Annotated in this window: 12 protein-coding genes; all 12 read left to right on the top strand. The window is 65.7% G+C overall.

Going from position 1 to position 13,185, the window contains the following annotated elements; genetic code table 11:
- Positions 1 to 29: 29 nt before the first annotated feature.
- The 12 genes from BT173_RS18150 to BT173_RS18095 all read left to right on the top strand — a co-directional run bounded on the left by BT173_RS18150 (position 30) and on the right by BT173_RS18095 (position 13,174).
- The gene (locus BT173_RS18150) at positions 30 to 1,463 is read left to right on the top strand and encodes a S41 family peptidase (protein WP_072430095.1); all 1,434 of its coding nucleotides are present in this window, start codon (positions 30 to 32) and stop codon (positions 1,461 to 1,463) included.
- Positions 1,464 to 1,584: 121 nt separating this feature from the next.
- On the top strand, positions 1,585 to 2,091 hold the full coding sequence (locus tag BT173_RS18145; protein ID WP_072430094.1) for a GAF domain-containing protein: 507 nt from the start codon (positions 1,585 to 1,587) through the stop codon (positions 2,089 to 2,091).
- Between the two features lie 139 nt (positions 2,092 to 2,230).
- Positions 2,231 to 3,007, top strand: a complete 777-nt coding sequence (locus BT173_RS18140; protein ID WP_072430093.1) for a HesA/MoeB/ThiF family protein — start codon at positions 2,231 to 2,233, stop codon at positions 3,005 to 3,007.
- Between the two features lie 585 nt (positions 3,008 to 3,592).
- Positions 3,593 to 5,533 (top strand): glycosyl hydrolase family 18 protein, encoded by a 1,941-nt coding sequence (locus BT173_RS18135; RefSeq protein WP_072430092.1) that lies wholly within the window; start codon positions 3,593 to 3,595, stop codon positions 5,531 to 5,533.
- Between the two features lie 144 nt (positions 5,534 to 5,677).
- Complete coding sequence (gene gspG / locus BT173_RS18130; protein WP_072430091.1) at positions 5,678 to 6,106, top strand: type II secretion system major pseudopilin GspG; 429 nt, start codon at positions 5,678 to 5,680, stop codon at positions 6,104 to 6,106.
- A gap of 6 nt (positions 6,107 to 6,112) precedes the next feature.
- Entirely contained in the window at positions 6,113 to 7,285 is a 1,173-nt protein-coding gene (locus BT173_RS18125; RefSeq protein WP_072430090.1) for a type II secretion system F family protein, read from the top strand.
- Positions 7,282 to 8,940, top strand: a complete 1,659-nt coding sequence (locus BT173_RS18120) for a GspE/PulE family protein (RefSeq protein ID WP_072430089.1) — start codon at positions 7,282 to 7,284, stop codon at positions 8,938 to 8,940. Before BT173_RS18125 ends, BT173_RS18120 begins: the two co-directional genes overlap by 4 nt.
- Positions 8,921 to 9,688, top strand: a complete 768-nt coding sequence (locus BT173_RS18115; protein ID WP_072430088.1) for a hypothetical protein — start codon at positions 8,921 to 8,923, stop codon at positions 9,686 to 9,688. Before BT173_RS18120 ends, BT173_RS18115 begins: the two co-directional genes overlap by 20 nt.
- Positions 9,682 to 10,227 carry a hypothetical protein gene (locus BT173_RS18110; RefSeq protein WP_072430087.1) on the top strand — a complete coding sequence of 182 codons (546 nt, stop codon included), beginning with the start codon at positions 9,682 to 9,684 and terminating at the stop codon, positions 10,225 to 10,227. The genes BT173_RS18115 and BT173_RS18110 overlap by 7 nt, the downstream gene beginning before the upstream one ends.
- Entirely contained in the window at positions 10,224 to 10,769 is a 546-nt protein-coding gene (locus BT173_RS18105) for a hypothetical protein (protein ID WP_072430086.1), read from the top strand. The genes BT173_RS18110 and BT173_RS18105 overlap by 4 nt, the downstream gene beginning before the upstream one ends.
- A gap of 2 nt (positions 10,770 to 10,771) precedes the next feature.
- Positions 10,772 to 11,272: a hypothetical protein gene (locus BT173_RS18100; RefSeq protein ID WP_072430085.1), complete on the top strand. Its 501-nt coding sequence runs from the start codon at positions 10,772 to 10,774 to the stop codon at positions 11,270 to 11,272.
- A 9-nt stretch (positions 11,273 to 11,281) separates the two neighbouring features.
- Entirely contained in the window at positions 11,282 to 13,174 is a 1,893-nt protein-coding gene (locus BT173_RS18095) for a secretin GspD/PilQ domain-containing protein (RefSeq protein ID WP_072430084.1), read from the top strand.
- Positions 13,175 to 13,185 lie beyond the last annotated feature (11 nt).

Raw genomic sequence — 13,185 nt, 5'->3', positions numbered from 1 at the left:
CGGAGCAGATAGGTTGTTAAAGGACAGCAATGCAAGCCAAAGTACAGAAATTCAGTTTGCTACTCGTCGGTACCGGCATTGGCGTGCTGTTGACGGCTGGGGCGAGCGCCCTCGCCAACAAGGAAAGCCTGTCGCCGCTGCCGATCAATGAGCTGCGTGCCTTCACCGAGGTTTATGGGCGCATCAAGCAGGATTACGTCGAGCCGGTTGAAGACAAGAAGCTGATCAACGAGGCCATCAATGGCATGTTGACCGGTCTTGATCCGCATTCGGCCTATCTGGATGCGGATGCCTTCAAGGACCTGAAGGTCAGCACCTCGGGCGAGTTCGGCGGCCTGGGGCTGGAAGTGAATCTGGAAGATGGCCTGGTGCGGGTGATCTCGCCGATTGAGGATACCCCGGCGTTCAAGGCGGGCATGAAGGCCGGCGACTACATCATGAAGATCGACGACGCGCAGGTGCGCGGTCTGTCGCTCAATGATGCGGTGGCCAAGATGCGCGGCAAGCCCAATACCAAGGTCACCCTGACCGTACTGCGCAAGGGCGAAACCAAGCCGCTGGTCTTCACGCTGACCCGTTCGGTGATCAAGGTGCAGAGCGTGAAGTCGCGCATGCTGGAATCGGGTTACGGCTATGTGCGCCTGGCCCAGTTCCAGGAGCGCTCGACCGAGGACGTAGCCAAGGCCATCGAGCAGCTGAACAAGGAAAACAAGGGTGCGCTGAAAGGCTTGGTGCTCGATCTGCGTAACGATCCGGGCGGCGTGCTGAGCTCGGCCGTGGGCGTGTCCGCACTGTTCTTGCCCGATAATGCGCTGGTGGTGTACACCGAGGGGCGCGCCAATGACTCCAAGGTCAAGCTGACCGCCTCGCCCGAGTTCGGCGCGCGCGAAGGCAAGCTGCCAGCCGGCATCAAGGATGTGCCGATGGTGGTGCTGGTGAATGCCGGCTCGGCCTCGGCCTCCGAAATCGTGGCTGGCGCGCTGCAGGACCATAAGCGCGCCGTCATCGTCGGTGTACAGACCTTTGGCAAGGGCTCGGTGCAGACCATCCTGCCGGTAGGCAAGGATTCCGCCATCAAGCTGACCACCGCGCGTTACTTCACCCCCAAGGGCCGTTCCATCCAGGCCAAGGGCATCACCCCGGATATCGAGGTGGAAGAGGCCACCCTGAATGGCGTGAACAACGCCGCGTTCCGGGTGCGTGAGGCGGACCTCGACCATCATCTGAGCAATCCGCAGGGTGAAGGCGGCAAACCGGATAGCAAGCCGGGCAGTGTGCAGCCGGAAGCCAAGCTCGAGCCGAGCAAGTCCAAGGCTGGCGATAAGGACAAGGCCAAAGACGAGCAACAGGACGAGGACGAGCTCAAGCCGGGTGAGATCTCGCTGAAGAAGGACTACCAGCTGCAGCAGGCGCTCAATGTGCTGAAGGTGCAGCAAGTGGTGCGCTCGAACGCCAGCAAGTAAGTACGTTCGCTCGCGCAATCGTAAACACAGGCCCGCTCAATGCGGGCCTGCTGTTTTTTGCGCGCCCGGCCGGCTATAAAGGCGAGACGGGCGAGTGGCTGCCCTGCCAAGGAGACGCGCGATGCACGATACCAATCTGCTCAAGAATCTGTATGGCCTGCTCAATGAGGGCAAGCTTGATCGGGGCAAGTTCTTTGCGCTACTCAGCCGCACCCTGGTGCAGGAGATAGGCTGCACGCGTGCCAGCTTCTGGTTCTATGCCGGTCCGCTGCAGGACCAGGCGGTGTGTGAAAGCCTGTATGACGCGGGCGACCAGCAATGGTCGAGCGGCATGGTGCTGCACGAGGATGATTTCGGCGACTACTTCGCCGCCATGCGCGAAGGGCGCGTACTGGTGGCCAGCGATGCGCGCCAGCACCCGGCCACCGCCTGTTTCAATGAAAGCTATTTCGAGCCGCTCAATATCTACTCGCTGCTTGATGTCGGCATCGACATCGACGGCCTGCCGCTTGGTCTGGTTTGCTGCGAAAACACCGCCCAGATCAAGGAATGGAGTCAGCCCGACCTGCAATATCTGCAGCAGGCGGCTGCCATGGTTAGCCTGGCCATGAAGAAGCTCGGCGTATAAGCGCTCAGCGGGGCCGGTCTCTCCATCCACGCCGCCAGCATCCACACTGGCGGCGTTGTTGTGTCTGGCCTGGCGGCCGTGCGCGGCATATCATCCGCAGCCGTCTGTCCCCCTCGCACACCCATCTCGCAGGTCCACCATGAGCCAAGCCGAACGCGATTTTTCTGATACCGAACTGCTGCGCTACAGCCGACATATCCTGCTCGACGAGGTGGGCATCGAGGGACAGCGCAAGCTCGCCCAGTCCAGCGTGCTGATCGTCGGCCTCGGTGGCCTGGGTTCGCCGGCCGCGCTTTACCTGGCTTCGGCCGGCGTGGGGCGGCTGCTGCTGGCCGATGCTGATACGGTGGAGCTGACCAATCTGCAGCGCCAGATCGTGCATCGCGAGGACAGTCTGGGCCTGAGCAAGGTGGCGTCCGCGCAGCGCACGCTGGCGGGTATCAATGCCGAGGTGCAGGTGCTGCCGCTGGCTGAGCGCCTGGCCGGCGAGGCGCTGCTGGCGGCGGTGCAAGCGGCCGATGTGGTGCTCGACTGCTCGGATAACTTTCCCACCCGCCATGCGGTGAACCGCGCCTGCATGATGGCGGGCAAGCCGCTGGTGTCGGGTGCGGCGGTGCGTTTCGATGGTCAGTTCGCGGTCTTCGACCCGCGCGTGGCGGACAGCCCCTGCTACCGCTGCCTGTTTGGCGAGGACGGCGAGGCCAGTGACGGGCCTTGCGCGACCTTTGGCGTATTTGCGCCGCTGGTGGGCATCATCGGCGCGATGCAGGCGGCCGAGGCGCTCAAGCTGCTGATCGGCCTGCCCGGCGTGCCGCTTGGGCGCCTACTGACTCTGGACCTGCGCAGTCACGACTGGCGCAGCCTGCGTTTCAAGCGCGACCCGGCCTGCCCGGTGTGCGCCTTGCGCCAGCACTAGCTGTCCGTATGCTGGGCGAGGCCCAGCGCTACCCTAATCAGCCATCTGGCCGCTGCGCGATGGCATGCCAGCCGCGGGCTGGCGCTCCTGCTCGATCAGCAACCAGGCGCGGCGGAGTGGATCGCACACCCGCTGGGCTGATGCAGCGCGGCCGTCCCGGCCCACCCTCTCAGTGCATCGCGAATAGGTATCTTACTGGTGCCTTACCAGTTGTGATTGTCCTAAGACCAGTCTGCCGACTACGCACTTGTTTCACCCTCGCAACAGACCACTTTCCCGATTATTACCGGCTGATGACGCCTAGAACGAGCCGGAGTGCGGCACCGCTGCATGCCGATGTATTGGCTTGGATGAAACCACTGCGACTATTCATGGTGATTTCAAATGACATTTGAATATTTTTTCAGCGGATATATTGCTGATAGCGCCAAATTAATACAACATGGTTACCACTTGATGATGATTCTGCAATACCGGTATTTGATGCTGACGGTCCACGGTCTGTAGGCGAGGGGCGGTGGAGCCGAGTTGTGGCCGGGCTAGCTATCCGGTGACCTCGCTATCCCCCTTGAATGGAGACACCGTATGTACAGCAAGAGCAATGCCGCACGGCGCTTCGCCCTGCGCAGTATCACTGTCAGCCTCGCCACTGCCGGCCTTCTGTATGCGCCGAGCGCCCTGGCTGCCGATTGCGCCGCAGCCTGGGCCGAGGGCAATACCTACACGGCCAATAGCCTCGCGTCCTACCAGAGCACGAATTACAAGGCCTTGGTTACCCACACGGCCTATGTGGGCACCAACTGGAATCCGGCTGCCTCGCCCACGCTGTGGTCCAACCAGGGCGCATGCAGCAGCACGGGCACCCCCACGCCGACGCCTACCCCAACACCGACTCCCACGCCTACCCCCACGCCGACACCGACGCCAACCCCCACGCCAACGCCCAGCAGCTGCTTCCTGGCCTGGGTGAGCAGCACCGCGTATACCGGCGGGCAGAAGGTGACGTACGAAGGACGCAATTACGAGGCCAAGTGGTGGACCCAGGGCAATGTGCCGTCCAGCAATGCCGGCGAAGGCCAGCCGTGGAAGGACATTGGCGCCTGCTCGACCACGCCTACGCCGACACCCACTCCAACACCGACGCCAACACCGACGCCAACACCGACGCCAACACCGACGCCGACCCCGACGCCGACCCCGACCCCGACCCCGACGCCGACGCCGACGCCAACGCCAACGCCAACGCCAACGCCAACGCCCACCCCGACCCCAGGCGCGCGTCAGGTCGGTTCCTACTTCACCCAGTGGGGCATCTACGGGCGCAACTACCAGGTCAAGCAGATCGAGACCTCGGGCGCGGCCAGCAAGCTGACCTTTCTCAACTACGCCTTCGGCAATATCTACCAGAAGAATGGTGGCTATGAATGCGATATCCAGTACCGCACCGAATCGGGTAATGGCGATGGCGGCGATCCGTTTGCCGACTACAGCAAGTCCTTCTCGGCCGATGCCTCGGTGGATGGCGTGGCCGATAAATGGGACAGCCCGCTGCGCGGCAACTTCGGCCAGATCAAGCGCCTGAAGGCCCGCCATCCGGCCATCAGCCCGATGATCTCGCTTGGTGGCTGGTCGTGGTCGAAGTGGTTCTCGGCTGCTTCGATGACCGATCCGCTGCGCAAGCAGTTGGTGAAGAGCTGCGTGGACCTGTACATCAAGGGCAATCTGCCCGTGTATGACGGCGCAGGTGGTACGGCCGCGGCTGCCGGGGTGTTCGACGGCATTGATATCGACTGGGAATTCCCGGGCGTGCAGGGCTTTGGCTACAACACCGTCAGCCCGGCCGATAAGCAGAACTTCACCTTGCTGCTCAAGGAATTCCGCAGCCAGCTCGATGCGCTGACCGCCACCACCGGCAAGCGCTACAAGCTGACCGTGGCCATCGGTGCCGGTAAGGACAAGATCGACATGACCGAGCCGGCCGAGTACAGCAAGTACCTCGACTGGATCAATGTGATGTCCTACGACTTCCATGGCGGCTGGGATGCCAAGGGTCCGACCGACTTCCACTCGCATCTGAGCAACGATCCGTCCAGCCCGAACGCCACCACCACGCTGGGTGCCAGCTACAACATCGAAGGCGCGGTGAACAACCTGCTCGCCTCGGGCACCCCGGCCGGCAAGATCGTGGTCGGCATTCCCTTCTACGGTCGCGGCTGGACCGGGGTGACGAATGCCAATAACGGTCTCTACCAGGCTGCCACCGGCCCGGCACGCGGCACTTACGAGCCCGGCATCGAGGACTATAAGGTGCTGAAGAACGCACCAGGCCAGGTCTACACCCACCCGGTGACCAAGCAGAGCTGGAAGTTCGACGGCAACAACTTCTGGTCCTACGACACCCCGGCCAATATCCAGACCAAGATCGACTACGTGAAGGCCAAGAACCTGGGCGGCATGTTCAGCTGGTCGCTGGATGGCGATACGGCCGATGGTGAGCTGATCAGCAAGATGAGCCAGGTCAAGTAAGCCTGGTTCGGTACGGCCCGCGCTGGCTTGGGCGGGTCGTGCCGACCAGTTGTGTCCATCGTCTTGTGGTTGAAACCTCCCTCGTGCCCGGGGGAGGTCTTTTTCCTGGCACGGGGCCTGTGCCCCTGTATGTGAGAGACACCGATGCCCGAGCATCTCCGTTTCCGTTCCGCAGGCTTCACCCTGCTGGAACTCTTGGTTGTGCTGTTGATCATCGCGCTGCTGGCCGGTTTCGTCGGCCCGCGCCTGTTCGACAAGGTGAGCCGCGCCAAGGCGCAGACCGCGCGTGGCCAGCTCAAGCTGATTGCCGATGCGCTCGATCAATACCGGCTCGATACCGGCCGCCTGCCCAGCAATGAACAAGGGCTATTGGCCCTGCAGGAAAAGCCCGCCGAGGCGGCGCGCTGGCAGGGCCCTTATCTGGCCAAGGACCTGCCGCTCGACCCCTGGGAGCGGCCCTATGTGTACAAGACGCCGGGCGAGCGGCGCGAGTTCGATCTGCTCAGCCTGGGCCTGGATGGGCGCCCCGGCGGCAGCGGCGAAGACGCCGATATCAATTACTGGCTGCCCTAAACCCTCATGCGTTTCAAAGCCAAGGTCCTGGCCCACGGGCAGGTTGCGCTGCTGGAGCTGGAAGCGGCCAGCGAGCAGCAAGTGCGCGAGCAGCTGGCCGGCAGCGGTCAGCAGCTGCTGGCCCTGCGCGCCGTGGGTGGCTGGCAGCTGAGCCGTGGCGATTTTTCGCTCGGCCTGTTTGCCCAGGAATTGGTGGCCCTGCTGGATGCTGGCCTGTCGCTGACCGAGGCGGTGGATACCCTGCGCGAAAAGAGCCGCGCCGGCGAAACCCAGGCCGTGCTCGGCCGCATTGCCGACAGCCTCTACCAGGGCCTGCCACTGTCCAAAGCGCTGGCCCTGCAGCCTGCGCACTTCCCGCCGCTGTTTGCCGCCTCGGTGGCTGCCGCCGAGCAGACCGGCCATCTGGCCGATGCGGTGCGTCGCTACCACCATTACGAAGCGCGCCTGCTGGCCGTGCGCAAGAAGGTGCTCAGCGCGCTGATCTACCCGGCGGTCATTATCAGCATCGGCGCCCTGGTACTGCTGTTCCTGCTTTTCTATGTGATTCCGCGCTTCAGTCAGATTTACCAGAGCATGCGTGAGCTGCCGGCCGCCGCCCAACTGATGCTGTGGTGGGGCGAGCTTGTGCAGGCGCAGGGTGGCTGGCTATGGCTTGGGCTCTTGGGTACGGGCTTCGGGGCAGTGCTGCTGTTGCGCAGCGCTGCCATGCGCGCCGCGGCCCTGCAGCTGCTGTGGCGGCTGCCGCGCCTGGCCCAGCTGCGCCAGCTGTTTGCGCTGACGCGCTTCTACCGCACGCTCGGCCTGTTGCTGGCCGGTGGCCTGGCCGTGGTGCCGGCCCTGGGCCTGACACGCCAGCTGCTGCCCCAGGGGCTGGCCTCCGCGCTTGACCTCGCCCTGGTCGATATCCGCGCCGGCCAGCCGCTTTCACAGGTGCTGGCGCGCCATGGCTTGACTACGCCAGTGGCGGAGCGCCTGCTGCGGGTCGGTGAGCAATCGGGCGAGCTGGCCACTATGTGCGAGCGCACCGCCCAGTTCTGTGACGAGGAACTCGACCGCGCCATCGAGCTGTTCACCCGCTTGTTCGAACCCCTGCTGATGCTGGGCATCGGCATCCTGATCGGCAGCATCGTCTTCCTCTTGTATATGCCGATCTTCGAGCTGGCTGAGAGCGTGCAATGACGGCACTCAAGCTTGCCCAGCTCCAGCAACTGGCCAGCCAGGCACCGGGCGAGCCCCTGCCGCGCCGCCTGCTGGCCGAGGCCGGCTGGGATAAAGGCCGTTACTGCGCCGCAGTGGCCGGTTACACCGGCCTGGCCGCGCTGGATGCGGCCGCGCTGGCCAGCTGGCGACCGCGCTTTGACCTGCTGCCCTTCAACGAAGCCAGCCCGCGCCAGTGCGCGCTGTTCGACAACCCGGCCGGGCGCTTGACCCTGGTGCTGGCCGACCCGTTCAGCCTCGCGCTACGCAACTGGGCCCAGCATAGGCTGGCGCTGGATTTTGACTGTGTCTTCGTCCACCCGACCGATTTCGAGGCCTGGGCGCAGGCTTGCGAGGCCAGCCACCGCGCGATCGACGACCTGAGCCTCGATGAGGCCGGTGTGCAGCCGCTATCCGAGCTGACCGAGATTTCGCTGGCCAGTATTGCCCAGGACAGCAGCCCGGTGGTGCGCCTGGTCAATTCCACCCTGTACGACGCGCTCAAATCGCGCGCCAGCGATATCCATTTCGAATCCACCCCGGCGGGTCTTGCCATCAAGTACCGCATCGATGGCGTGCTGCTGGCCATGGCCAGTGTGGCTGGCGTGCCGGTGGCCGAGCAGGTGCTGTCACGCCTGAAGGTGCTGGCCGAGCTGGATATCGCCGAGAAACGCGTGCCGCAGGATGGCCGCTTTGGCGTGCAGATGCGCGGCCGCGATGTGGATTTCCGCGTGTCCATCATGCCGTCCATCCATGGTGAGGACGCGGTGCTGCGCATCCTCGACCAGCGCGGTGCCGATGAGGCCTGGCAGCAGCTGAGCCTCGATGCGCTGGGGCTGGATGAGCGCGCACGCCTGGCTATCCGCCAGCTGGCGCGCGAACCCTACGGCATGCTGCTGGTGACCGGGCCGACTGGCTCGGGCAAGTCCACCACGCTGTACGCCACCTTGTCGGAAGTGAATAGCGGCGAGGAAAAGATCATCACCATCGAGGACCCGGTTGAATACCAGCTGCCCGGCATCCTGCAAATCCCGGTCAATGAGCGCAAGGGACTGAGCTTCGCGCGCGGTCTGCGTTCGATTCTGCGCCACGACCCGGACACCATCCTGGTGGGCGAGATACGCGACCCGGAAACCGCCCAGATCGCTGTACAGGCCGCGCTGACCGGCCATCTGGTGCTGTCTTCCGTGCATGCGAACGGGGTGTTCTCGGTCATCGACCGCTTCATGCATATGGGCGTGCAGGCCAGCAGCTTTGTGGACGCGCTGAACGGCGTGGTCGCGCAGCGCCTGTTGCGCCAGCTGTGCACGCAGTGCGCCGCGCCTGAACAAGCAGATGACGAACTCCTGCAGCGCTCGGGCCTCGTGCCGGCCGAGGTCGCGCATTACCGCTTCCGGGCTGCGCGCGGTTGCCCGGCCTGCCGCCACACCGGCTATGCCGGCCGGCAGGCGATTGCCGAAGTGCTGCGCCTGAACGATGCGCTCAAGCGCGCGATTGTCGCCCACGCGCCGGCGGTGGAACTGAAGGCGCTGGCCGAGGCCAGCGGTTTTGTCTCGCTGCGCCAGGTGGCCCTGGCCCAGGTGGCGCGCGGCCAGACCAGCTTACAGGAAGTCAATCGTGTCACTTTCGTGGACTGAGCACTGCGTCTGGCTGGGGCGCGATCGCCTGCTGCTGGCTGAGACACGCCGCTGGGCGCCGCAACGCCTGCGCGCTAGCGCTGAGCAGCGCTTGGGCGGGGGCATCGGCCCGGCCGCTGGCCTGGCCAGCTTGCTGGGCCAGCCAAACCGCGCGCTGTTCAAGCCACGCGTCCACCTGCAGCTGGGCAGCCCCTGGGTGCGGTATGGCGTACTGCCCTGGCAGGATGGGCTGAGCCGCGCGCAGGAGTGGGAGCAGTACGCGCGCGCCATGCTGCGCAGCCAGTTCGGCCTGCCCACCGAGGGCTGGCGCCTGCGTGTGATGCCGGCCGGTTATGGCCAGCCGCGCCTCGCTTGCGCGATGGATGAGGCGCTGCACGCCGAGCTGCTCGGCACCGTGGCGCGCAGCGGGCGGCGGGTGGGGCGCATTGAACCCAGTTTGAGCCGGGTATTGCTGCACTACCGCGCTCACTGGCCGCAGACCGACTTAGCGCTGCTGCTGGCCGAAGACGGCTTGCTGACCCTGGCCTTCTTTGCTGAGGCACGCTGGGCCGGCGTGCTGGTGCTCAATCGCAGCGCCGATCTTGCCGGCTTGCTGCAGCAGGCAGCCAGCCTGCTGGGCCTGGCTGTGCCGCAGCAGGTCTATCTGCTCGGCCCGGCCGAATTGCGCCACAGCGTGCTGCCGCAGGGACAGCTGCACTATCTGGGCGATAGCCAGCCGCGGCTGGCCGAGCGGGAGCCCCTATGCTGAGCCGACGTCGTCTGCCGCTCAGCCGGCTGGATTTTCAGGCCACTGGCCGGCGCAGCCCCTGGCTGGGCCTGCTGCTGTGCGCGCTGGCGGCTGCCGTGCTGCTCGATCAGATCGCGCGTTGGCAGCTGGCGGCCGAGCAGGGCAGGGCCTTGCAGACCGAGGCGGCACGCCTGGCCGCACTACAGCAGCGCCTGGCGCGCCAGCAGGCCGCCGCCCAGCCCGCGCCGCGCGATCCACGCCTGCTGGCCGCCCAGGCCAAGCAGGCGCTGGCGCTGAGCCCGGTGTTGGCCGCGCTGGAAAGCCATTGGCAGCCGCGCCTTGCGCTGCTCAAGCTCGACCTGAGTCTGGAAGGCAATCAGCTCGCACTGAGCCTGGAGGCGCGCAGCCTCGATGATGTGCTGGCGCTGCTGGCCGCGCTGGCTAGCGATGCGCGCTTCGTGCAGCCCAAGCTGCTCAGCTATGCATCCAAGCAGGATGCGAGCGTCAGCCCGAAGCCGATTCAGGCCACGCTGGAGATGCGCTGGGAGGCCGCGCCATGAGCCGTCTGCCGCCGCGCCTGGCCTTCTACTTGGGCGAATTGGTCGCCCTGGCCGGCTGGCCAGGCCTGGTAGCTGTGCTGGTCTTGCTGGCTGCCGCGGGCTGGCAGGCCACGCGCCTGCAGACCCTGCACGCGGCGCAGGCGGCCGAGGCGCAGCGCCTGCAGCAGGCCGAACGCGCGCTCAAGCGCGAGCTGGCGCGGCTGGCCGAGCCGGGCGCGCAGCGCGTGGTGGAGGCAGCACCCGCGCTGCTGAGCCGCCAGGCGCTGCCCGGTCTGCTCGGGCAGATCGAACAGCTGGCGGCACGCTATGCACCGCAGGATGGTCCGCGCGACTTCCTGCAGGTGGCCGAGGCCGATGGCGCGCTGCTGCGCGTGAGCAGCCAGCTCAGCCTGCAACAGCCTTACCCCGCGCTGCGCCGCTTTCTGGCCGAGCTGGCCGCCTTACCTGGCGTACGCATCGAAAGCCTGCACCTGAGCCGTGCACAGATCGAGGCAGCGGCGCCGACCGCGCTGGTGCGCTTCAGTATTTTGCTGGTGCCCTGAGCATGAGCCCCTTGCTGCGCATCGCCCTTTTGCTCACGGTAGGCCTGAGCCTCTACCTGGCTCTGGAGGAGGAGCCGGCCGCCGCGCCGCCGAGCGAGCGGCCGCGCCGCGTAGATGCCAGCCTTGCCGCCGCCGCGCCGCTGCCCGAGCCATCGTCTGCGCCCACGGCCAAGCGGGCCAGCGCTGCCCATGCATCGGCCGAGGTCGATCTGTTTGCCAGCCAAAGCTGGTTGCCGCCGCCCCCACCGCCCAGCGCGCCGCCGGCCGCGGTGGCGCCGCCCTTGCCCTTCAGCGTGGACATGGTCTGGCAGGACGCGAGCGGCCGCTATCTGGCCTTGGGCATGGGCGGCGTGCAGCTGGTGGTGTGCGAGCGCTGCCAGGTATTCGGCCATGTGCATCCGGGCGGGCTGCTGGGCGAGCGTTACCGGCTGGAGGCCATCGAGCCGGGCCGGCTGGTATTCACCTATCTGCCGCTCAATACGCGGCAAACCCTTTCCTGGTAAGGAGCTTTTGTGTTCTGGCAGAAACCGCAAGTCCTGATTGCCCTGGCCGCCAGCCTGGCCCTGCTGGGCTGCGCCAGCCAGCGCGCGCTGCGCGAGGGCGAGGCGATGATTGCGCGCGGCGAGGTGGATGCCGGCCTGCGTCATCTGCAGGAACAGAGCCAGCAGGACCCGGGCAATGTGGCGCTGAAGGCCGCCGCGCGTCGCCAGCTCGATCTGCGCCTGGCCGAGCTGTACCGCGATGCCGAGGCGGCGCGCCAACGTGGTGACTATGTGGGGGCCACGGCGGGTTTTCAGGCCATGCTGCTGTGGGAGGCGAATAATCAGCGTGCGCTGGCCGGCCTCAAGCTGCTGGAAAACGCACGGCGCATCGATGCCATGCTCGCCTATGCCTATCAGCAGAAAGTGAGCAAGCCGGAGGAGGCGCTCGGCATCGTGCGCCAGGTGCTGGCCGAGCAGCCGCGCCAGGCCCAGGCGCTGCGCCTGCGCGACGAGCTGGAGAACCGCAAGGCACGCGAAGCCAGCCTGCGCCCGCGCCTGGCGAAGGCGCTCAAGGCGCCGATCTCGCTGCAGTTTCGTGACCAGCCGATTGCCAGCGTGTTCGACCTGATCTCGCGCATCGGCAAGATCAACTTCGTGTTCGACCGCGATGTGCCTCAGGGGCTGCGCACCACGCTGTATGTGCAGGACGGCACGGTGGAGGATGTGCTGAACCTGATCCTCACCACCAACCAGCTGGAACGCAAGGTGCTGTCCGAGAACAGCCTGTTGATCTATCCGAAGCGGGTGGAGAAGGACCGCGACTACCAGGACCTGGTGATGCGGGTGTTCTACCTGGCCAATGCCGACCCCAAGCAGGTGCTGGCCATGCTCAAGCAGATGGTGAAGACGCGTGACGCCTATATCGACGAGCGGCTCAGCCTGCTGATCATGCGCGACACGCCCGAGGTGATAGAGGTGGCCGAACGCCTGGTCAGCGCCCAGGACCTGCCGCAGTCCGAGGTGGTGCTGGCGCTGGAAGTGCTGGAGGTGAACCGCAACGATCTGCTCGACCTGGGCATACGCTATCCGGACAGCGTGGGCGTGTCGGTGACCGGTTCCTTGCCCTATTCGCGCCCCGGCACGGGCGACGGCACACCCGGCGTGATCAAGCTGTCCGAGCTGGAAAACCTCAACAAGAATAATGTCCAGTTTGGCTTTGGCAGCCCGACCGCGGTGCTGAACCTGCTGCACCGCAAGGGCAATACCCAGGTGCTGGCCAATCCGCAGATCCGCGTGCGCAACCGCGAGAAGGCCAAGATCCATATCGGCGACCGGGTGCCCATCGTCACCACGGTGAATGCGAATGGGGTGGTTAGTGAGTCGATCTCGCTGCTCGATGTGGGCCTGTCGCTGAATGTGGAGCCGAATGTGAATCCGGACGAGGAGGTGGCGGTCAAGCTCAGCCTCGAGGTGTCGAATATCGTCGACCAGATCCAGACCAAGACTGGCCTGGTTGCCTACAAGGTCGGCAGCCGGCATGCCGAGACCACGCTGACCCTGCGCGATGGCGAGACCCAGATGCTGGCCGGCTTGATCAGCCAGACCGAGCAGGACCAGCGCAATGCGCTGCCCGGCCTGGGTGAATTGCCGATACTCGACCGCCTGTTCGGCAGCCGGCGCAATAGCGCTGAGCGTACCGAGGTGATCCTGCTGGTCACGCCGCGCATCGTGCGCAATCTGCCCGTGCCGGCGCCCTATATCACCCAGTTCGACAGCGGCAGCGAAAGCCGCATGGGCAGCGAGCCGCTGCGCCTGCGCCCCGGCATCCAGATCGCCCCGCAGCTGCCCGGTGCCGAGGCGGCGCCGCAGCCCGCCAGCCCGGCGCCCGTCGATACCCCAATTGGCGCCGGGCGGCGCGGCTAGACGGGAGGGCA

This window comes from Chitinimonas taiwanensis DSM 18899, assembly GCF_900119825.1.
Classification (GTDB): domain Bacteria; phylum Pseudomonadota; class Gammaproteobacteria; order Burkholderiales; family Chitinimonadaceae; genus Chitinimonas; species Chitinimonas taiwanensis.
Note: the sequence above shows the minus strand (reverse complement) of the source record. Positions and strands in the feature narration are given on the sequence as shown.